The sequence below is a fragment of the Patulibacter defluvii genome, assembly GCF_034096925.1.
Taxonomy (GTDB): Bacteria; Actinomycetota; Thermoleophilia; order Solirubrobacterales; family Solirubrobacteraceae; genus Patulibacter; species Patulibacter defluvii.
On the sequence record NZ_JAWZSQ010000005.1, the window covers coordinates 233186 to 254169 of the forward strand.

The window sequence follows — 20984 nt, forward strand, 5'->3', positions numbered from 1 at the left end:
TCCCGACGACGCCCTCGTGCGGTCTCGCCGTCGGCCGCGCCCGCGAGACCACGATTCGCCGTCGGGCGACGCCATCTCGCTGTCTCGACCCCGCCCCGCCGGCGAGACCGCGATTCGACGTCCGGGCGACGCCCTCGTGCGGTCTCGCCGCCGGCGGAGCCCGCGAGATCGCGATTCGCCGTCCGGCGACGCCATCTCGCTGTCTCGCCCCCGCTCCGTCCACGAGACCACGGTCCGACGTCCCGGCGACGTCGTCTCGCTGTCTCGAGCCCGGCCCGGCACGAGAACGCGATTCGCCGACGGCCGACCCCGACGCCGCCGACCCCGACGTCGGCCGGCGGTTCGAACCCGGGACCCCGCGACGGCCGGCGAACGCGGGTGGCGGCGCCGGTTTCCGTACCATCGCCTTCGATGATCGACCGGATCGCCGAGCTGCGTGCCGCGGGAGAAGCGGACGTGGCGGCGGCCACCACCACCGACGAGCTGGAGGAGCTGCGGGTACGGCTCCTGGGACGCAAGGCCGAGCTGCCGAACCTGCTGCGCGGGGTCAGCGAGCTGCCGCCCGACCAGCGCGGCGCCGTCGGCAAGGCGGCCAACCAGGCCCGGCAGGCGCTCCAGCAGCTGCTCGACGCGCGGATCGGCGAGCTGGCCGCGGGCGAGCTCGACGCGCAGCTGATCGCCGACCGGGTCGACGTCACCCTGCCCGGCCGTCGCGAGCCGGTCGGCGGGCTGCACCTGATCACCCGGGTCCGGCGCGAGATCGAGGACGTCTTCCTGGGGCTCGGCTTCGACGTCGTCGAGGGCCCGGAGACGGAGACGGTCCACTACAACTTCGACGCGCTCAACCACGAGCCGAACCACCCCGCCCGCGACCGCGCCGACACCTTCTACCTGGCGCCGTCGGCCGCACTGCCGGCCGTTGCCCGGCCCGGCCGTCCCGACGCCGAGGACGGCGGCAGCGGCCGATTGCTGCGGACGCACACCTCGCCGATGCAGATCCGGACGATGGAGCGCGAGGCGCCGCCGGTGGCCGTGATCGTGCCCGGCCGCGTCTACCGGCCCGACAGCGACGCGACCCACACGCCCCAGTTCCACCAGGTCGAGGGCCTGTGGGTCGACGCCGACATCACCCTCGCCGACCTCAAGGGCGTGCTGCTGAGCTTCGCGCGGGCGGTCTTCGGCGACGAGCGCGACGTCCGCCTGCGGCCGCACTTCTTCCCCTTCACCGAGCCGAGCGTCGAGGTCGACGTCAGCTGCTTCGCCTGCAAGGGCAGCGGCATCCGCGAGGACCTGCCCGGCCACCCGCGCTGCGGGCTCTGCAAGGGCACCGGCTGGATCGAGATCCTCGGCTCGGGGATGGTCGACCCGAACGTCCTGCGGGCGGTCGGCGAGGCCCGCGGCGACGACGCCTACGACCCCGAGGCCGTCCAGGGGTTCGCGTTCGGGATGGGGATCGAGCGGATCGCGATGCTCCGCTACGGCGTCCCCGACCTGCGCCTCCTCTACGAGAACGACGTCCGCGTCCTGGAGCAGTGGGCATGAGGGTTCCGCTCAGCTGGCTCGGCGAGCTGGTCGACGTCGCCGAGCGCGACGCGACCGAGGTCGCCGCCCGCCTCAACGTCACCGGCACCGAGCTCGATCGGCTGCTGCACCACGGCGTCCGCACGCCGGAGACGATCGTCGTCGGCCGCGTGCTGGCCGCCGACCAGCACCCCGACGCCGACCGGCTGAAGGTCTGCCGGGTCGAGATCGGCGAGGCCGAGCCGTCGCAGATCGTCTGCGGCGCGCCGAACGTCGCCGCCGGCCTGGTGGTCGCCGTCGCCCGGATCGGCACCGTGATGCCGGAGGGCATGAAGATCAAGCGCGCGAAGCTGCGGGGGGTCGTCTCCGAGGGGATGATCTGCTCGGCCCGCGAGCTGGGGATCGGCGACGCGCACGAGGGCATCCTGGCCCTCAACGAGCAGCTGCCCGGGGCCGAGGAGATCGCTCCCGGGACCCCGCTCTCCGAGGTGCTGCCGCACGCCGACGAGGTGCTGGAGCTGGAGATCACCCCCAACCGGCCCGACTGCCTGGGCCTGTACGGGATCGCGCGCGAGGTCGCCGCCGCCACCGGCGCCGCCCTCCGCCCGGCGCCGTGGACCCGCGCCGGCGGGCTCGACGAGGAGGCGGGGGAGCCCGACCCGGCCGGCGACGCGATCGACGGCTTCGCGATCGAGGTCCGCACCCCGCGCTGCCCGCGCTTCACCGCCCGGCTGTTCGAGGGCGTGACGATCGGCCCCTCGCCGCTCTGGCTCCAGGCGCGGCTGTCGGCCGCCGGCCAGCGGCCGATCAACAACGTGGTCGACATCACCAACTACGTGATGCTCGTGACGGGGCAGCCGCTGCACGCCTTCGACGCCGACCGGATCGCCGGCGGCCGGCTGGTCGTGCGCGAGGCCGCCGACGGCGAGACCCTGACCACGCTCGACGACCAGCAGCGGAGCGTCCGCGCCGGCGAGCTGGTGATCGCCGACGACGAGGGGATCACCTCGCTCGCGGCGGTGATGGGCGGCGCCCGCTCCGAGGTCCACGAGGGCACCACGCGGGTGCTGCTCGAGGTGGCCAACTGGGACGGGCCGACGATCCACCGGACCGCGCAGCGGCTGGGGCTCTTCAGCGAGGCCGCGTCGCGCAACGCCAAGGGCCTGGCCCCCGAGCAGGCGGCGTGGGCCCAGGTGCTGGCCACCCGGCTGCTGGAGCAGGTCGCGGGCGCCCGCCGCGTCGGCGGCACGATCGACGTCGGCGACTGGCGCGAGCGTCCCGCTCCCGAGCCGATCGTCCTGCGCGAGGCGCGGGTCGCCCGGCTGCTGGGGACGGCGGTGGCGCGGCCGCGGCAGGCCGAGCTGCTGGCGTCGCTCGGGTTCGAGGTCGCCGATGCGGATCCGGCTGCCCCGACCGGCGAGGGCTCGTTGCTGGTGACGGTGCCGCCGGAGCGGCGCGACGACGTCAGCCGCGAGATCGACCTGATCGAGGAGATCGCCCGGATCGGGGTTGTCGCCGACCTCCAGCCGACGCTGCCGGTCCGCCGGCGGCTGACCGCGGCCACGCTCAGCCCCGCCCAGCGGGCGCGGCGGCGGGCCGAGGACGTGCTCGTCGGCCGCGGCCTGCAGGAGGTCGCCGGCTGGTCGTTCACCGACCCCGGCGCGGCCGAGCGGCTGGGCCTGGCCGCCGACGACCCGCGGGCGGCGGCGGTCCGGCTGGCCAACCCGCTGAGCGAGGACCACGCCGTGCTGCGGCCGACGATCCTCGTCTCGCTGCTCGACATCGCCCGCCGCAACCGCGCGCGTGGCGTCGACGACGTGCGGATCTTCGAGACCGGCACCGTCTTCCGCGACCATCCCGATCCGCGGCGGCCCGACATGCCGTTCGAGCACCAGGCGATCGCCGCCCTGGTGCAGGACGACGTCTTCGCGGCCAAGGGCCTGCTGGAGGCGCTGTTCGACGCGCTCGGGATCGGCGACTGGTCGGTCGACGCGACCGACGAGGTGGCGTTCCTGCACCCGGGCCGGGCGGCGCGGGTGCTGGTCGGCGGCGGCCCGGAGCCGCAGGTGGTCGGGCTGCTGGGCGAGGTCCACCCGCGGGTGGCCGAGCGCTGGGACCTGCCGCGGACGGCGGTCTTCCTGATCGACCTCGATCAGCTGCTGCCGCTGGTGCCGGAGGAGGTCGCCTTCCGCGACGTCGGCCAGTTCCCCGACGCCCGCTTCGACCTGGCGGTGGTGGTCGCCGACGACGTGACCGCCGCGGCCGCGGTGACCGCCGCCCGCGAGGCCGGTGGGCCGCTGCTGGAGCGGGTCGACGTCTTCGACGCCTACCGCGGCCAGGGGATCCCCGACGGCCATGTCTCGCTGGCCCTCCACGTGCGGCTGCGGGCCGCCGACCGGACGCTGGCCGAGGAGGAGATCAGCGAGGTCCGCGACCGGATCGTGACGGCGCTCGCCGAGCGGGTGGGAGGCGTGCTCCGTGGCTGAGCCCGTGACCCTGCCCGGTCAGGCCGCGCAGTCGGCCGGCGATCCGCCGCGGGTGGCGGTCCTGGGCGCCTCCGGGTTCGCCGGGGCGCTGGCCGCCGCGCTGCTCCACCGCCACCCGTGGTTCGCGCTCGGCACGATCACCGCCCGGGCCGAGGCGGGGATGCGGCTGGACGAGCTCTACCCGCACCACCGGGTGCCGGCGGTGCTGGAGGAGCCCGACCTCGAGGCGATCGGCGCTGCCCACGAGGTGGCGATCGTCGCCTACCCGCACGGGGCGTCGAGCGAGGCGGTGGCGGCGCTGCACGCGGCCGGACTGCTGGTGCTCGACCTCTCGGCCGACTTCCGGCTGCGCGACGCCGAGACCTACCGCCACTGGTACGGCGACGTGCACGTGGCGCCGGAGCTGTTCGGGACCGCGGTCTACGGGCTGCCGGAGGTCCACCGCGCGGCGCTGGCCGGGGTCCGCGAGGGCGGGCGGCTGATCGCCGGTCCCGGCTGCTTCCCGACCGCGGCGATCCTGACCCTGGCGCCGCTGGCGCGGGCCGGGCTGCTCGGCGACGTGATCGTCGACGCCAAGACCGGCGTTTCGGGCGCGGGCCGCAAGCTGGCGCGGGGCACGCACTACGTGGCGGTGTCGGAGAACGCCCACGCCTACGGGGTCGCCGGCCACCGTCACCAGCCGGAGATCCGCCAGGAGCTGACCGGGCAGGGGATGGACGCGGCGCTGCAGCCGGTCTTCGTCCCGCACCTGGTGCCGGTCGACCAGGGCGAGCTGGTGTCCTGCTACGTGCGGCCGACGCGCGAGGTCACCGCCGAGCAGGTCGCGGAGCTGTTCCGCGAGGCCTACGGCGACGAGCCGTTCGTCGAGCTGACCGAGGCCGAGCCGGGGATGCGCGACGTGCTGGCCACGAACATCGCCCGGATCCGGACCCACGTCGACCCGCTGTCGGGGCGGATCCTGGCCTTCGGCGCGATCGACAACCTCTGGAAGGGGACGTCGTCGCAGGCGATCCAGTCGCTGAACGTGGCCTTCGGGCGGCCGGAGGACGAGGGTCTGCCGGCCTGACGTCGGCGCAGGGCGGGGCGGTGTGGGCCGGCGGACCCTACCGGTGGTAGGTTCCGCCGATGGCTCCCCCCGCGCCCAGCTCCCGTGAGCGACCGCTGCGTCCGGTCGCGATCCTCGGCGGCAACCGGATCCCGTTCGCCCGCTCGAACGCGGAGTACCTGGAGGCGACCAACGAGCAGATGCTCTCGGCCGCGCTCGAAGGGCTGATCGAGCGCTTCGGGCTGGAGGGGCAGCGGCTCGGCGAGGTCGCCGGCGGGGCGGTGGTGAAGCTGGCGCGGGACCACAGCCTGACGCGCGAGGCGGTGGTCGGCTCGGCGCTCGACCGCCGGACGCCGGCGTTCGACGTCCAGCAGCAGTGCGCCACGGGCGGCCAGACGGTGGTCCAGGTGGCGAACAAGATCGCCGTCGGCCAGATCGCGTCGGGGATCGCCTGCGGGGCGGACACGACGTCGGACCCGCCGATCGGCTTCGGCCGGCGGCTGCGCGGCCGGCTGGTCCGGATCAACGCCGCGCGCTCGACGGGGGACCGGGCCAGGGAGCTGCTGCGGTTCCGGCCGACCGACCTCGACCTCGACATCCCGAGCCCGGCCGAGCGGCGGACCGGGCTGCCGCCGGGCGAAGGCCAGGCGCGGACGGGGGCGGCGTGGGGGATCACGCGCGAGGCCCAGGACGAGCTGGCGCTGGCCAGCCACCGCAACCTGGCGGCGGCCTACGACCGTGGGTTCCTGGCCGATCTGGTGACGCCGTTCCGCGGGCTGCGCGAGGACGGCAACCTGCGGCGGGAGATCGACCCGGTGCGGCTGGCGGCGCTGAAGCCCTGCTTCGGCGGGCCGGAGGGGACGATGACCGCGGCCAACTCGACGACCCTGACCGACGGGGCGTCGGCGGTCCTCCTGGCCGACGAGCGGTGGGCGGACGAGCACGGTCACGAGCCGCTGGCGTGGCTGGTGGACGCCCAGTCGGCGGCGGTCGACTACGTCGATGGGCCGGTGCGGGAGGAGGGCGTCCTGATGGCGCCGGCCTATGCCGTGTCCGAGCTGCTGGAGCGCAACGGCCTGGCGCTCCAGGACTTCGACCTCTACGAGATCCACGAGGCGTTCGCCTCCCAGGTGCTGACGACGCTGGCGGCCTGGGAGGACCCGCAGTTCAACCGCACCCGCCTCGGCCGCAAGGTGCCCCTGGGCCCGATCGACCGCTCGCGCCTGAACGTCAACGGCGGCTCGCTCGCCACCGGCCACCCCTTCGGCGCCACCGGCGGCCGGATCGTCGCCGCGGCGGCCAAGGCCCTGACCGAGCGCGGCGGCGGTCGCGCGCTGGTCAGCATCTGCGCCGGCAGTGGGATGGGCGTGGTGATGGTGCTGGAGCGGTGAGGTCAGCTGATGCAGTCTCGGGATGCCCTTCGTCATCTCGGGGTCGACACACGACGCGCCGTGGGGCAAGGTCAAGGGCGGTGAGCCGGTGTAGGAGCTCCCAGACGGCCGTGTCATCACGCGTGACTCGGCGGACACAATCCGCAAGGCGCCTTCAAGGTGGCCCGGCGCATCGATGAGCTGCGTTCGAAGAAGACGCGCCTCAGGACCTATGGGCTTGGTTCCGACGAGACCTCCTGAAGGTTGGCCCTTAGTGGATTCGACAACCCTCCACCACTGTTGGCGCGTGAGCCGCCATGCGCCCGCGGCGCGTCAGGAATCTCCGGTCTGGGAGTCGTGGACCGAGATCGCCGATGTCGGTGACACGTTCAACGGCATTCCGCTGACGTTGGCTGAGTACGTGAGCGTCGAGAGCGCGTACGTTTCGGCGGCACTGAGGTTTGCGTTCGAGTCTGGTGTAGAGGTGCTTGAGATCCCGTTCGTCGGTTCATCGCCGCCCGGGTTCGGGGTCGTGGCCGGCCACCGTGTTCCACGGTCCGACCTCGGGGCGTTGGTTCGAGCGAATCTCCGGGCCGAACTCGACTGCACCTTGCGTGGCATCGACGGTGGGTTCGAGGTTTCGTTTGGCTACGACCTCTACATGTACGTCGCCTCGAACAACGCTTGTCAACACGCCGTGGTGGAAACTCAACGCTCTGGTCTCTACGTCGAAACGGGTGTCGCACCTCCGCATTGGGAGAGCGACCCGGCGACGAAGTAGCGCCGTCGACTGCGCCACTTCGCTGACCAGCCGCCCGCGCCCGCCCTCCGGACACGCATCGGCGAGGCAGCGGCCACGCGAGGCCCCGACCCCACCGCTACATTCGCCCCGATGCCCGACCCGACCGCCCCCTCCGCCCCGACCGCCGACGCCGAGCCCCGGCCGTTCTTCCGTTCGCGCTGGGTCGAGGTGCCCGACGCGATCGTGGGGGTGGCGGACCGCGGGCTGCCGGGAGGGTTCCGGGCCGCCGGGCTGCACGCGGGGATCAAGCCGTCGGGCAAGCACGACATCGCGCTGCTGGTCTGCGACGCGCCCGAGGCGGTCAGCGCGGCCCGCTTCACGCGCTCGGGCACCGCGGCACCGCCGGTCCTCGTCACTCGGGAGACCTCCCGCCTCGAGGCGCTGCGGGCGGTCGTCGTGACCAGCGGCAACGCCAACGCCGGCACCGGGCGCGACGGGTTCGAGACCGCCCGCCAGGTCCGGCAGGCCGCCGCCGACGCCGCCGGGGTCGACGCCGACCGGGTCGCCGTCGCCGCCACCGGGGTGATCGGGGTGCCGCTGCCGATGGACGTCGTCCCGCGCGGGGTCGCGAGCGCCGGCGAGCGGCTGCGGGCCGAGGGCGACGACGACTTCCGGCAGGGGATCGAGACCACCGACCTCTTCCCGAAGACCGCCACGCTCAAGGTCTCCCTGTCGGGCGGCGAGGTCACGCTCCACGCCGTCGCCAAGGGCGCCGGGATGATCCAGCCGAGCTTCGCGACGATGCTTTGCTTCATCACCACCGACGCGGTCTTGGAGCCGCGCACGGCCGACTTGTTGCTCGGCGTCACAGTCAAGCGCAGCTTCGACCGGATCACCGTCGACGGGCAGCTCTCCACGTCCGACACCGCCGTGCTGATCGCCTCGGGGGCCAGCGGCGTCGCGATCGCCCCCGAGTCGGCCGACGAGCAGCGCTTCGGGCTGGCCCTCGACGCCCTCCTGCGCCAGCTCGCGCTGCTGATCGTGGCCGACGGCGAGGGCGCCCGCCGCGTCGGCCGGATCGTGGTCAAGGGCCCCGACGGCCCGGCCTGCGAGCGCGTCGCCCGTCAGATCGGCAACAGCCCGCTGGTCAAGACCGCCCTCTACGGCGGCGATCCCAACTGGGGTCGGATCGTCCAGGCCGTCGGTGCCGTCCTGCCCGGCCCGCGCCTGACTCCGGTCGGGGTCCGGATCGAGGGGGTGGAGATCTGCCGCGACGGGCAGGAGGTCCCCTTCGACCGTCCCGCCCTGGAGGCCCTCGTCCAGGGACCCGAGGTCGCGTACGAGGTCACGATCGGGGACCCCGGCGCGGGCGGCCAGTACGCCAACGAGGCCGAGCTGTACTTCAGCGACCTCGGCCACGAGTACGTCTCGCTCAACGCCGAGTACACGACCTGAGGGGCGGGCGGGCACGGCGATCCGCGGGCGGGGCGAAATCGCGGTCTCGCGGCGCCGCCCGGCGGCGAGATCGCGAATCGACGTTGCCGGGAAGGACGATCGCGGTCTCGCGCCGTGGGCGGCGGCGAGAACACGAATCGCCGTCGCGCGGCGCCCGGCCCGCCTCGGCGCCCCGCCGTGGCGGCGGAGCAGCACGGGGCCGCGGCGCGACGCGGCGCCCGGGCCGCCGGGCGAATCGCGGTTTCGCGCCGCGCGCGGCGGCGAGATCGCGAATCGACGTCGCCGGGAAGGACGATCGCGGTCTCGCGGTGCGGGCGGCGGCGAGAGCGCGAATCGCCGTCTCGCAATCGCCGTCGGCTGGCGCCCGGCGCGCCTCGGCCGCCTCGGCCGCCCGCTAGCGACGTTCCGGACGCCGAGGGTCCGGAACGTCGCAACGGGCGGGGCGTCGAGGCCCGCCTACGCCCGCCCGGCCTGGGCCACCGCCGCCACCGCGTCGGCCGCGGCCGCATCCGCCCCGTCCCGGCCGCCGTCGCCACCGCCATCGCGCCCGCGCGCCACCCGGTACCGCAGGTGGACCACGCCGGTGCCCTCGATCACCTCCGGGCCCTCCAGCGGCACCGTCTGGGGGAAGTCGTCGAAGAACCGGTACCCGCGCCCGAGCACGATCGGGGCGACGTTGACCTGCAGCTCGTCGAGCAGGCCCGCCTCCAGGCACTGCCGCACCGTCCCCGGCGTCGCCACGCCGACGTCCTTGCCCCCGGCCGCCTGGCGCGCCAGCGCGACCGCCTGCTCCAGCCCGCCGGTGACGAAGTGGATCGTGCTGTCCGCGGGCCAGTCGGCGGGCGGCTCGTGGGTGAGGATGAAGACCGGCACGCCCATCGGGTGCGCGCCGCCCCATCCCTGGGCGAGGTCGAAGTAGCGGCGGCCGCCGAGGATCGCGCCGACGCTCTCGAACGCCTCGCGCAGCAGCTTCGCGCTCGCCTCCGAGGTCCGGAACGGGGCGCCCGGGGCGACCTCGGTGTCGCCGCTGAAGAACCAGCCCGCGAGCGGGCTGATGTCGTCGTCCGGGGTCGCGACGTATCCGTCGACGGACATCGACATGTCGGCGATCAGCTTGGTCATGGTGAGTTCCTCCTGGTGGGTGGTGAACGGCTCGGGACCACCCTCCCGCGGCGGCCGCGACGGAACATCGGCCACCTGGCCATCTCGTCGCCCGTGGGTGGCCGATGCCGCCGTCCGGCCGTCAGACTGGGGTCGTGCTCCCGGACCCCGGCCCGCCGGCGGCGACGCTCTCCGTCGACCCGCTCGACCCCGCCGACGCGGCGCGGCTCGGCACCGTCGTCGCCGCCCACGGCGGGGTCCTCGACGCCGTTCCCGACCGCGACGGCGGCCGCGTCGCCGGCTTCGCCCGGGCCGCCGACGCGCTGGCCGCCGCCGTCGCCCTCCGCCGCGGCGCACCGCCCGACCAGCCGCGACCGCGGATCGCCGTCGACCGCGGCCGCGCCCGCCGGCGCGACGGTCGCCTGCACGGCCCCGGCCCGGACCGCTGCCGCGAGCTGCGGCGGATCGCCGCGCCCGGCCAGACGCTGGTCACGGCCGCGGCCGCGGCCGACGCGCCGCTGCCGGCCGGCGCCCGGCTCGACGACCTCGGCGTCCACCGGCTGCCCGACCTCTCGCCACCGCTGCGGCTGCACGCGCTGCGCGACGGCGACGACCGCGCCCCGGCCCCGCCACCGGCCGGGCTCGACGCGATCCCGAACAGCCTGCCGGTCCACGCCACCAGCTTCGTCGGTCGCGGCGACGAGCTGGCCGCCCTCCGCCCGCGGCTGGCCGAGGAGCGGCTGCTGACGGTCTGCGGCCCCGGTGGCGCCGGCAAGACGCGGCTGGCCGCGCGCCTGGCCGCTGTCGACGCCGCCCGCTGGCCGGACGGCGTCTGGTGGGTCGAGCTGGGCGCGATCGGCGACCCGGCCGCGGTCGCCCCGGCCGTCGCGGCCGCGCTCGGCCTGCTCGTCGACCCGGCCCACGGAGCCGCCGCCTCGCTCGCGGTCCAGCTGGCCCCGCGGCGGCTGCTGCTCGTCCTGGACAACTGCGAGCACGTGGCCGACGCGGCCGCCGAGCTGGCCGCGGAGCTGCTGCGCGCGGCGCCCGAGGCGACCGTCCTGACCACCAGCCGCGAGCCGCTCGGCCTGGCTGGCGAGGCGGTCTGGCGGCTGCCGCCGCTGGCGCCGGAGGAGGCCCGCGAGCTGTTCCTCGAGCGCGCCGCCCAGGTCCGTCCCGAGCTGGCCGACGACGCCGAGGCGGCCGCCGCGGTCCCGTCGCTCTGCCGGCGGCTCGACGGCTCGCCGCTGGCGCTGGAGCTGGCCGCCGCCTGGGCCGGCACGCTGACCCCGCGCCAGATCGAGGCCGGCCTCGACGACCGCTTCGCGCTGCTCGTCCGCAGCCCCCGCGACGCCGTCCCGCGCCACGCCAGCCTGCTGGCCTCGATCGCCTGGAGCCACGACCGGCTGGACGAGCGCGAGCGGACGGTGCTGCGGCGGCTGGCCGTGCTCGCCGGCGGCTTCGACCTCGACGCGGCCCGCGCGGTGGCGGCGGGCGACGGGATCGCCGACGCGGCGGTGCTGCCCGCTCTGGCGCGGCTGGTCGACACGTCGTTCGTCGTCGCCGAGCCGGGCCGCGGCGGCGCGCCCGTCCGCTACCGGCTGCCGGAGTCGATCCGCCGCTTCGCCGAGGACCGGCTGCGCGCCGCCGGCGAGCGGGTCGCCACCGCCGACCGCCACCTGGCGCACCGGCTGGCCGTCGTCCGCGGGCTCGCCGACGCCCGCGACGACGACAAGGACGGCTGGCGCGAGGCGCTGGCTCCCGAGCTCGACAACCTGCGGGCGGCGATCGACCACGGGCTGGCGGCCGACGACCCGACCGCCGGCCGCGAGCTGGCCGCCGAGCTGCCGTGGCTGTGGCACCTCGACCGCCGCGGCCGCGAGGGGATGGCGGTGCTGCGGCGGGCGATCGCCCGCGACCCCGACGCGCGGACCCCGCTCCAGGCGCGGCTGCTGGCCGGGGTCGCGCTGGTCGCCGACACCGCCGACCCGCTCGACGTCGAGCTCGACGCCGCCCAGCGAGCCGGGGCGCTGGCGGCCGAGGTCGGCGACGAGCGGCTGCACGCGCTCTGCCTCTCGCTGACCGCCGTCGCCCGCTTCTACACCGACCTCGACGGGGCCTGGGAGACCGCGCTGGAGGCCGAGCGGCGGGCCGCCGACGCCGGCGAGCGGTTCGTGGCCGACGCCGGCCGGGCGCTGCGCGGGATCGTGCTCCACCTGCGCGACCGCCACGGCGAGGCCGAGCGGCTGCTGGGGGAGGCCGCGGCCGGGCTGGCCGCCCGCGGCGACCGCGGCGTCGCCTCGACCGCGCTGGCCTTCCGGTCGGGCAGCGCGCGGGCGATCGGCGACGGCGAGCGGGCGCGCGAGCTGGCCGAGCAGGCGGTCGCGCTGGCGGCGCCGCTGGCCGACCACATCCGCAGCGGGATCGCCCGCGCCGCGCTGGCCCTCGCCCACGGGAGCGCCGGCGACGTCGACGGCGGGCTCGACGCGCTCGCCCCGCTGGTGCTGCTGCTGGAGGGCGACGGCGCGCCGTTCGTGCCCGAGGTGGCGCGGGCGCTGGGCCTGCTCCACGGCGCGGCCGGCGACGACGAGCGGGCGCTCCGCTGGCTGCGGGTCGAGGCGGACTCGACCGACGGCGGCGCGCCGACCTACCTGGCGCTGCGGGCGCTGCCGGCGCTGGCCGCGGCCGAGCGGCGGACCGGCGACGTCGAGGCCGCCGCCGCGACCGCCGCGCGGGCGGTCGCGGTCGCGCGCGAGCGGGGGATGATCGCCGTCCTGGCCGACGCGCTCGACGAGCAGGCGCGGCAGGCCGACGCGGGCGACGCGGCGCTGGCGCTCCACCACGAGGCGCTGGCGCTGCGGGTCGACCACGGCCTGCGGCCGGCCGCCGTCGTCAGCCTCGAGCGGCTGGCCGCGCAGCCCGACGCCGATCCGGCGGTGGCCGCGCGGCTGCTCGCCGCCGCGACCGCCGTCCGCGAGCGCGAGGGCTGGCCGCGACCGCCCGCCGACCGCGAGCCGGTCGACCGTCGCGCCGCCGCGCTCGACCGGGCGCTGGGGGAGGAGGCCGCCGCGGCCCGCGCCGCCGGCGCCGCCCTGACCCTCGACGAGGCCGTCGCCTACGCCCGCCGCGCCCGCGGTCGCCGGCGGCGGCCCGAGCAGGGGTGGGGGAGCCTGACGCCGACCGAGGTCGAGGTGGTGCGGCTGGCCGTCGACGGCCTCACCAACCCCCAGATCGGCGCCCGGCTGTTCATGAGCCGCAGCACGGTCAAGACCCACCTCTCGCACGTCTACGCGAAGCTCGCCGTCGCCAACCGGACCGAGCTGGCGGCGCAGGCGGCGCCGCACCTCGAGCGCTGAGCGGCACGTTCGGGTCGCTGGGCGTCCGGAACGTCGCAGCGGGCGGGCCCGGGCCTGGCGGCGGGGCTCGAACCGGGCCAGCGGCGGCCGGCGAGCCGTCGTCGGCCGCGGTCGCGGCGGTACCCTGCGGCGATGCCCGACCCCGCCGACGCGCCGTCCACGACCTCGTCGGGTCTGGGCGTCCGCGACGTCGGCACGCTGCTCGAGGCGCTGCCCTACATCCGCCAGTTCCGCGAGCGGACGATCGTCATCAAGTACGGCGGCGCGGCGATGACCGACCCCGAGCTGCGCGAGGAGTTCGCCCGCGACATCGCGCTGCTGAAGTACGTCGGGGTCAACGTGGTCGTCGTCCACGGCGGCGGCCCGGCGATCACCGACTACATGCAGCGGCTGGACCTGCCGGTCGAGTTCCGCGGCGGGCTGCGGGTCTCCGACGAGCAGACCGTCGAGGTGGCGAAGATGGTCCTCGTCGGCAAGGTCAACAAGGACATCGTGGTCCGGATCGGCCGCCACGGCCAGCCGGCGGTCGGCCTCTCGGGCGACGACGGCAACCTCTTCCGGGTCGAGACGACGACCGGTCCCGGCGGCGAGGACGTCGGCTTCGTCGGCCGCGTGACCCGCGTCGACACCGGCGTGATCGACCACGTGGCCGAGGACTTCGTGCCGGTGATCGCCTCGGTCGGCTCCGACGACGAGGGCCGCTCGCACAACGTCAACGCCGACGAGGCCGCCGCCGCCGTCGCCCGCGCGACCGGGGCCACGCGCCTGATCTTCCTGACCGACGTGGCCGGCTGGCTGCGCGACCCGGCCGATCCCGAGAGCCTGATCGTGCAGGCCGGGACCGACGAGGTCGAGGAGGCGCTGGAGGGGATCTCCGGCGGCATGCGGCCGAAGCTCCAGGCCTGCGTCGACGCGGTCCACAGCGGGGTCGGGGCGGCATCGATCGTCGACGGCCGCAAGCCCCACTCGGTGCTGCTGGAGCTGTTCACCGACGACGGCTGCGGCACCCAGATCCGTCCCGCGCGCTAGCCGCGCCCGCCCGCCCGCTCGACCCGGAGGACCCTTCGCATGACCGATCCGCTGACCCTGGCGCAGCTCGAGGCGATCGAGCGCGAGCGCGTGCTGCCGAACTACGCCCGGCTGCCGGTGGCGATCGCGTCGGGCAGCGGCGTCTGGCTGGAGACGGTCGACGGGCGCCGGATCCTCGACCTGCTCTGCGGGCTCGGCGTGACCTCGCTCGGCCATGCGCATCCGGGCGTCGCCGCGGCGATCGCCGACCAGGCCGGCCGGCTGCTCCACACCAGCAACCTGCTGCACCTGGAGGGCCCGGTGCGGCTGGCCGAGCGGCTGTCGCGCAGCTCGCTCGGCGGCGGCGTGCTGTTCGCCAACTCCGGGGCCGAGGCCAACGAGGCGGCGATCAAGCTCGCGCGGCGGCACAAGCGCGGGGGCGAGGTGATCAGCCTCCACCGCGGCTTCCACGGCCGCACCTACGGCGCCCTGTCGGCGACCCCGCAGGAGGCCAAGCAGGAGCCGTTCGCCCCGCTCGTGCCGGGCTTCCGGGCGGTGCCCGCGACCCCCGAGGCGGTCACCGCGGCGGTCGGCGACGGGACCGCCGCCCTGATCCTGGAGACGATCCAGGGCGAGAGCGGCGTGCTGCCGATCGACCACGCGACGCTGGCCGCCGCCCGCGCCGCCTGCGACGCCCACGGCGCGCTGCTGATCGTCGACGAGGTCCAGACCGGGATCGGCCGCACCGGCAGCCTCTGGAGCTACCAGTCGGCCGGGATCGTGCCCGACGCGATCACCGTCGCCAAGGCCCTGGCCAACGGCCTGCCGATCGGCGCGCTGATCACCGGCCCGCACCTCTACGACGTCTTCCAGCCGGGCGACCACGGGTCGACCTTCGCCGGCGGGCCGGTCGCCGCCGCGGCCGCCCACGCGGTCCTCGACGTGGTCACGGGGGAGGGCTTCCTCGAGCGCGTCGAGGAGGCCGGGGCCCGCTTCGCCGCCGGCCTCGAGGCGCTGCCCGGCGTCGCCGGCGTCCGCGGCCGCGGGCTGATGCTGGCCGTCGAGCTGGAGGCCGACGCGGTCGCCCGCCACGGCAGCACCGCCGACCTGGCCCGGCGGCTGATCCTCGAGCACGACGTCTGGGTCAACGCCCCGAGCCCGACCGCCCTGCGGCTGCTGCCGCCGCTGACGATCGCCGACGAGCAGATCGACGAGGGCGTGGCGCGGATCGGCGCCGGGCTCGCCGCGCGCTGAGGGTCAGACCGGCGGCAGGTGCTGGATCCGCCGCGCGACCGTCCGCGCGGTGACGTCGACGATCCCGTCCAGCAGCTCCAGCACCGTCGCCACGTCGTCGCGGTCGAGGTCGTTGCGGGCCAGGTGGACGGCGCGCCCGCGGCGGCCGATCGCGTCGGCCAGCACGTCGGCGCCCGGGTGGCCGTCGACGTCGGGCCAGCGGGGCGAGATCGGCGCCATCCCCGCGACCTGCATCGCCAGCCGGTCGACGCCCTCGGCGCTGGGGGTGTTCCAGTGCCGGAAGCGGCCCTCCAGCGAGCGGCCCATGTGGCGGACCGCCGCCTTGTGCCAGCCGCCGCCGAGCCGCCGCAGGACGTGGTCCCACGGCTCGCCCGGCTCGCCGATCACCTCGACCAGCGTCTCGCGGATCGCGCGCGGCAGGTCCTCGGGCCGGCGGGCCGCCCCGATCACCGCCACCGCGGCCGCCCGCAGCAGCTCCTCGCAGGTCGACTCCCAGGCCCCGAGCGCGAAGACCAGCGCCGCCGCCGGTACCAGCCGCGCCCGCTCGTCCTGCTCGTCGGCCAGCTCCAGCAGCCCCCGGGGGCCGGCGATCAGCTGCGCGTAGCGCTCGCGGGCCTGCTGGATCGGGACCGGCTCCACCGCGGGGACGCTAGCGGGCCCGGGCGCGCGAACCCGCCCGGTCGCGGCGATCCGCTTGCGCCGGGGGCTGGGGCCGGCTAGACCTCTCGCCGTTGCCACAGACCCAGAGGGGGAGCCTCGCCATGTCCGTACCACCCGACAGCGCCCTGTTCGCGGCCAGCTACGCGCCGGAACGCAGCCGACTGACCACCTTCTTCCGCGCGCTGCTGGTGATCCCGCACGCGATCGCGCTGTTCGTCTACGGGATCGCCGCCTACGTGGCGGTCGTGATCGCCTGGTTCGCGATCCTCTTCACCGGCCGCTACCCGAGCGGCCTCTACGACTTCGTGGCCGGGCTCCACCGCTGGGCCGCACGGGTCGGGGGCTACCTGTACCTGCTGACCGACGAGTACCCGCCGTTCGACGGCGACGAGCACGCGGAGTACCCGGTGCGGCTGGTGCTCGGCCCGCCGAAGGAGCAGTACAGCCGGCTGCTGACGTTCTTCCGCGCGATCCTCTACATCCCGGTCGCGATCATCGGCTACTTCCTCGGCGCGCTGGCCGGGCTGGTCTGCGTCGCCTCGTGGTTCGTGATCCTCGTCACCGGTCGCCAGCCGCAGGGGCTGCAGGACGCGATCGCCTTCGGGCTCGGCTACACGTCGCGCGGCGGCGTCTACGCGTCGCTGCTGACCGAGGCCTTCCCGCCGTTCTCGAACGGCCCCAGCGAGGCGGTCGGCACGACGCCCGCCGGCCTCGCCGGCTGACGCGCTCAGCGGCGGCAGCGGGCCAGCGCGTCGCCGTAGAAGCGCAGGTAGGCGCCCAGGTGGCGGTCCCAGTAGCGCTGCTCGTGGCCGCCCTCCCAGACCCGCACGGCGACCCGCTCGCCGTTGCGGCGGAGGGCGGCGGCGAAGACCCGCTGGGCGCCGCGGAAGGGGTCGGCGTCGCCGGCGTCGAGCCACAGCGGCACCCGGTAGCGGACGCGGCCGGCGCGGACCGGCGCGACCGGGTCGTGGCGGCGGAAGTCGGCGCGGTCGTCGTAGGCCCCGGGAGCCGCCGCGGCCGCCGACAGCCAGAGCGCCGCCGAGTGGCCGCCGACGGCGCAGAAGCGGCCGGGCGCCCGCCGGGCGAGGGCGAACGCGCCCGAGCCGCCCATCGAGATCCCGCCGATCGCGACCCGCGTGCCGTCGACCCCCAGCCGCCGGACGGCGGTCGGGATCGCCTCGTCGAGGACGTAGCCGCCCCAGCGCCCGGTCTGGCGGTCGTGCCAGTAGGAGCCGCCGTCGTCGGCCGGCAGCAGCACCACCGGCGCGCGCGGCCCGAGCCGCTTCAGGGCCGCCCGCAGCGGGGCCCCGGCGAGCGTGGCCGGATCCTGGGCCTTGCCGTGCAGCAGCACCAGCAGCGGCCGCCCGCGGGTGCCGCCGGGCGGGGCGACGACGGTCTGCACCAGCCGCCGGCCGGCCGCCCGGCTGCGGAGCGGGTAGCGGCTGACGATCGTGCCCTCGGTGGCCGCCTCCGGCACCTCGACCGGGGGCAGCGACGAGCCCTCGCCGCTGCGGGCCACGAGCGCCACGACGGTGCCGAGGACGAGCAGCGCGAGCAGCAGCCCGGCGGCCCGTCGCAGGGCGCGGGCACGGGGCGACACGGTGCCACCGTCACGCATCGCGGCACATCATCGCGGGTCGGCCGCACCCGCGTCGTCCGTCCCGGCCGGCCGGGCTCCGGCCCCCGGCGCCGTTCGACGCGCTACCGTTCGGGCGCACATGGTTCTCGCTTCAGGGGGCACGGTCGCCATCGAACTGGTGGTCGCCGGGCTCTTGGTCCTTGCCAACGGCTTCTTCGTCGCCAGCGAGTTCGCGCTGGCCCGCGTCCGCGAGAGCCAGGTGGAGGACTGGGTCACGGCCCGCCGTCCGGGAGCCAAGTCGGTCCGCCACGCGGTCGACCACATCGACGCCTACCTGGCCGCCTGCCAGCTGGGCATCACGCTCGCCTCCCTCGGCCTCGGCGCCTTCGGCGAGCCGGCCTTCGACGAGCTGCTGCACCCGCTGCTCGGCGACGGGGCGAAGATCGGCTCGATCGCGCTCGCCAGCGTGCTGGCCTTCTCGATCATCACCCTGCTGCACGTGGTGGTCGGCGAGCTGGCGCCGAAGAGCGCCGCGATCGCCCGCACCGCCCCGGTGGTGCTGGCGCTGATGCCGATCCTGCGCGCCTTCTACCTGCTGACGCGGCCGGTGGTCCAGCTCTTCAACGGCCTCGGCAACCTGCTGCTGAAGCCGTTCGGGATCCCGCCCGCGAGCGAGGCCGGGTCGTCGCCGCACACCCAGCGCGAGCTGCTGCAGATCATCCGCGAGGCGAACGAGGGCGGCGAGATCAACCCCGCCGAGCGGCGGCTGACGGAGAACGTCTTCGAGTACGACGACCGTCGCGTGCGCGAGGTGATGGTCCCGCGCCGAAAAGCCGTGCTGGTCCACGACGACGAGTCGATCGAGGCGGCCGCCCAGCTGGCGGTCGAGACCGGCGTCACGCGGATGCCGCTCTGCCCCGAGGACGCCGGCCTCGACGGCGCCCACGGCGTCGTCCACGCGAAGGACCTGCTGGCCGCGCTGCTCGACGACCGCCGTCCGTCGCTGGTCGACCTGGCCCGGCCGGTGGTGCGGGTCGGCGATGCGGCCTTCGTCGGCTCGGCCCTGCGCGAGATGCGCCGCGCCCGCCAGCACCTGGCGATCGTGATCGACGAGCACGGCACCGCGGTCGGGATCGTGACCGTCGAGGACGTGGTCGAGGAGCTGGTCGGCGAGATCGAGGACGAGTTCGATCGCGACGTCGAGCGGCTGATCCGGATCGACGCCGACGGCCTGCTGGTCGACGGCGAGGCCGGCGTCAACGAGCTGCTCGACCGGCTCGAGATGGACGTCGACGAGGTCGACGTCCACGAGGCGACCGTCGGCGGCCACCTGCTGGAGCTGCTGGGTCGGCTGCCGAGCCCCGGCGAGGAGCTGGAGCTGTTCGGCCGCCGGGTCGAGGTCGAGGAGGTCGCCGACGGCCGGATCCGGCTGATCCGGGTGCTCGGACCGGCCGGGGTCGAACCCGCCGCCGACGACGACTGACGGCCGCCGCGGATCGCACGGCAGGAACGGGCGGCGCGCCGCTACGCTCCAGCCCGAATGTCCGAGCAGCCGACCCCCGCCACCGACCCGTCAGCCGACCACACCGAGGTCCGCCGCGTCGCCGTTCCCGGCAAGACGCGCGTCGCCTCGTACCTGGCGGACAAGGACGAGGTGCGCAAGGTCCTGCTGCTGTACTCGGGCGGCCTCGACACGAGCGTGATGCTCAAGTGGATCCAGGACGAGTACCAGGCCCAGGTCGTCACGCTGACGGTCGAGCTGGGGCAGCCGGACGAGGACTACGACGAGGTCACCGACAAGGCCAAGACCCTCGGCGCGGTCGAGACGATCGTCCACGACGCCCGCCAGGAGTTCGCCGACGAGTACCTGGTCCCGGCGATCAAGGCCAACGTCAACTACGGCGACGGCTACCCGGCCTTCACCTCGCTCGGCCGGCCGCTGATCGCCAAGCTGGCCTGCGACTACGCCCGCAAGCACGGCTGCGACACGATCGCCCACGGCTGCACCGGCAAGGGCAACGACCAGGTCCGGATCGAGGCGACGATCGCCACCCTCGCCCCGGAGCTGAAGGTGATCGCCCCGGTCCGCTCGTGGGCGATGGGCCGCGACGAGGAGATCGCCTACGCCCGCGAGCACGGGATCCCGGTCAAGAACGCCCCCGAGGGCGCGCCGGCCCCGTACTCGATCGACGACAACCTCTGGGGCCGCTCGTCGGAGGGCCGCTGGATCGAGGACCTCCACCACGCACCGGAGGACGACGTCTTCCAGCTCGTGACCCGGCCCGAGGACGCGCCCGACGAGTCGGAGACGGTCCGGATCACCTTCGAGCAGGGCGTCCCGGTGGCGCTGAACGACCAGCCGATGGGAATCGTCGAGCTGCTGGAGGAGGCCGCGCGCCTCGGCCGCAAGCACGGCGTCGGGATCCTCGACCACATCGAGGACCGGATCGTCGGCCTCAAGGTCCGCGACATCTACGAGATCCCGGCCGCGGCGATCATCCTGCCCGCCCACAAGGAGCTGGAGCGGCTGGTCGGCACGATCCACCAGAACCAGTTCAAGCCGGGCGTCGACCAGAAGTGGGCCTACCTGGTCTACGCCGGCCTCTGGTGGGAGCCGCTGCGCGAGGACTTGCAGGCGTACATCGAGCACGTCAACCGCCGCGTCACCGGCACGATCGGGATCAAGCTCTACAAGGGCTCGGCGCGGGTCGTCACCCGCGAGTCGGAGAACGCGGTCTACGACGCCCAGCTGGCGACCTTCGCCGAGTCGGGCGGCCTCTTCGCCCAGGACGCCTCGCCGGGCTTCATCGAGCTGTGGTCGCTGCAGTCGCGGCTGGCGTGGCGGCTGGCGCACGGGCGGCAGGACACCGGAACCGGGGCCTAGCGAGCTGGTCTAGGGTGCAGGGGATGCGACGACCCGAGCGCAGCTTCTACACCCTCCTCGGCTGGGCCACCTGGCGCGCGGCGCGCTGGTACGTGGCGCGGCGGCTGGGGCTGAAGCGCCGCGCCCGCAAGGGCGCGGTGGTGCTGCTGGGCGCGGCGGCCGTCGGCGGCACCGTCTGGGCGATCCAGGCGCGTGAGCGGCGGCCGGGCGGCGGCCCGGTGGATCCGTGGCGGAGCTGAGCGAGCCCGCGGCCGGACCGCTGGCCCGCGCCGCCGAGCTGCAGCTGCGGCTGGGCGAGGAGCGGCGGGCCCGCGAGCGGGCCGAGCAGCGGCTGGCCGAGGTCGAGCGGCGGCTGGCCGCGGCCGAGACCGACGCCGCCGAGCGGGAGCGGCGGCTGGAGGCGGTCCGCGACGGCCTCCGCGGCCTCCGCGACGAGCTCGACGGGCTCCGCGACGCCGCCCTGGCGGCCGACGCCGCGGCGGACGCGGCGGTCGAGGACGGCGCCGAGGGCGCGCTCGCCGAGGCC

16 protein-coding genes and 1 pseudogene are annotated in these 20984 nt (G+C 75.7%); 14 read left to right on the top strand and 3 right to left on the bottom strand.

Annotated features, from left to right (window positions below):
- Positions 1-411 precede the first annotated feature (411 nt).
- The 6 genes from pheS (at position 412) to argJ (ending at position 8619) form a co-directional block, all read left to right on the top strand.
- The gene (gene pheS / locus SH587_RS07925; RefSeq protein ID WP_320670045.1) at positions 412-1542 is read left to right on the top strand and encodes a phenylalanine--tRNA ligase subunit alpha; all 1131 of its coding nucleotides are present in this window, start codon (positions 412-414) and stop codon (positions 1540-1542) included.
- Positions 1539-4007, top strand: a complete 2469-nt coding sequence (gene pheT / locus SH587_RS07930) for a phenylalanine--tRNA ligase subunit beta (protein WP_320670046.1) — start codon at positions 1539-1541, stop codon at positions 4005-4007. Before pheS ends, pheT begins: the two co-directional genes overlap by 4 nt.
- Positions 4000-5073: an N-acetyl-gamma-glutamyl-phosphate reductase gene (argC, locus tag SH587_RS07935; protein ID WP_320670047.1), complete on the top strand. Its 1074-nt coding sequence runs from the start codon at positions 4000-4002 to the stop codon at positions 5071-5073. Before pheT ends, argC begins: the two co-directional genes overlap by 8 nt.
- Positions 5074-5132: 59 nt before the next feature.
- Positions 5133-6443, top strand: a complete 1311-nt coding sequence (locus SH587_RS07940) for an acetyl-CoA C-acetyltransferase (protein WP_320670048.1) — start codon at positions 5133-5135, stop codon at positions 6441-6443.
- 286 nt (positions 6444-6729) lie between these two features.
- Positions 6730-7203 (top strand): hypothetical protein, encoded by a 474-nt coding sequence (locus SH587_RS07945; protein WP_320670049.1) that lies wholly within the window; start codon positions 6730-6732, stop codon positions 7201-7203.
- A gap of 111 nt (positions 7204-7314) precedes the next feature.
- Positions 7315-8619, top strand: a complete 1305-nt coding sequence (gene argJ / locus SH587_RS07950; protein ID WP_320670050.1) for a bifunctional glutamate N-acetyltransferase/amino-acid acetyltransferase ArgJ — start codon at positions 7315-7317, stop codon at positions 8617-8619.
- 456 nt (positions 8620-9075) lie between these two features.
- On the opposite strand, the gene SH587_RS07955 is transcribed toward argJ, so the two are convergent.
- Positions 9076-9741 (bottom strand): dihydrofolate reductase family protein, encoded by a 666-nt coding sequence (locus SH587_RS07955; protein ID WP_320670051.1) that lies wholly within the window; start codon positions 9739-9741, stop codon positions 9076-9078.
- A gap of 134 nt (positions 9742-9875) precedes the next feature.
- Between SH587_RS07955 and SH587_RS07960 the strand changes: the two genes are divergently transcribed.
- From SH587_RS07960 to SH587_RS07970, 3 genes are all read left to right on the top strand, one after another.
- Positions 9876-13073, top strand: a complete 3198-nt coding sequence (locus SH587_RS07960; RefSeq protein WP_320670052.1) for a helix-turn-helix transcriptional regulator — start codon at positions 9876-9878, stop codon at positions 13071-13073.
- A gap of 132 nt (positions 13074-13205) precedes the next feature.
- Positions 13206-14102: an acetylglutamate kinase gene (argB, locus tag SH587_RS07965; protein WP_320670053.1), complete on the top strand. Its 897-nt coding sequence runs from the start codon at positions 13206-13208 to the stop codon at positions 14100-14102.
- A 39-nt stretch (positions 14103-14141) separates the two neighbouring features.
- Positions 14142-15335, top strand: coding sequence for an aminotransferase class III-fold pyridoxal phosphate-dependent enzyme (locus tag SH587_RS07970; protein WP_320670054.1), 1194 nt, complete (start codon positions 14142-14144; stop codon positions 15333-15335).
- Positions 15336-15338: 3 nt separating this feature from the next.
- Here the strand turns inward: SH587_RS07970 and SH587_RS07975 are convergent, their stop codons facing one another.
- Entirely contained in the window at positions 15339-15974 is a 636-nt protein-coding gene (locus SH587_RS07975; protein WP_320670055.1) for a hypothetical protein, read from the bottom strand.
- 122 nt (positions 15975-16096) lie between these two features.
- Between SH587_RS07975 and SH587_RS07980 the strand changes: the two genes are divergently transcribed.
- Positions 16097-16717, top strand: coding sequence for a DUF4389 domain-containing protein (locus SH587_RS07980; protein ID WP_320670056.1), 621 nt, complete (start codon positions 16097-16099; stop codon positions 16715-16717).
- Positions 16718-16722: 5 nt separating this feature from the next.
- Here SH587_RS07980 and SH587_RS07985 read toward each other — a convergent pair whose 3' ends face one another.
- Entirely contained in the window at positions 16723-17613 is an 891-nt protein-coding gene (locus tag SH587_RS07985) for an alpha/beta hydrolase-fold protein (RefSeq protein ID WP_320670057.1), read from the bottom strand.
- 100 nt (positions 17614-17713) lie between these two features.
- Here SH587_RS07985 and SH587_RS07990 point away from each other — a divergent pair, with 100 nt between their 5' ends.
- The 4 genes and pseudogenes from SH587_RS07990 to SH587_RS08005 all read left to right on the top strand — a co-directional run.
- A complete protein-coding gene (locus SH587_RS07990; protein WP_320670058.1) occupies positions 17714-19057 on the top strand; it encodes a hemolysin family protein in 1344 nt (447 codons plus the stop codon).
- Positions 19058-19114: 57 nt separating this feature from the next.
- Complete coding sequence (locus SH587_RS07995) at positions 19115-20458, top strand: argininosuccinate synthase (RefSeq protein WP_320670059.1); 1344 nt, start codon at positions 19115-19117, stop codon at positions 20456-20458.
- Positions 20459-20481: 23 nt separating this feature from the next.
- Positions 20482-20697, top strand: a complete 216-nt coding sequence (locus SH587_RS08000) for a hypothetical protein (protein WP_320670060.1) — start codon at positions 20482-20484, stop codon at positions 20695-20697.
- Positions 20685-20984 (top strand): annotated as a pseudogene (locus SH587_RS08005) (hypothetical protein); the annotation flags it as partial. The gene SH587_RS08000 and the pseudogene SH587_RS08005, both read left to right, overlap by 13 nt.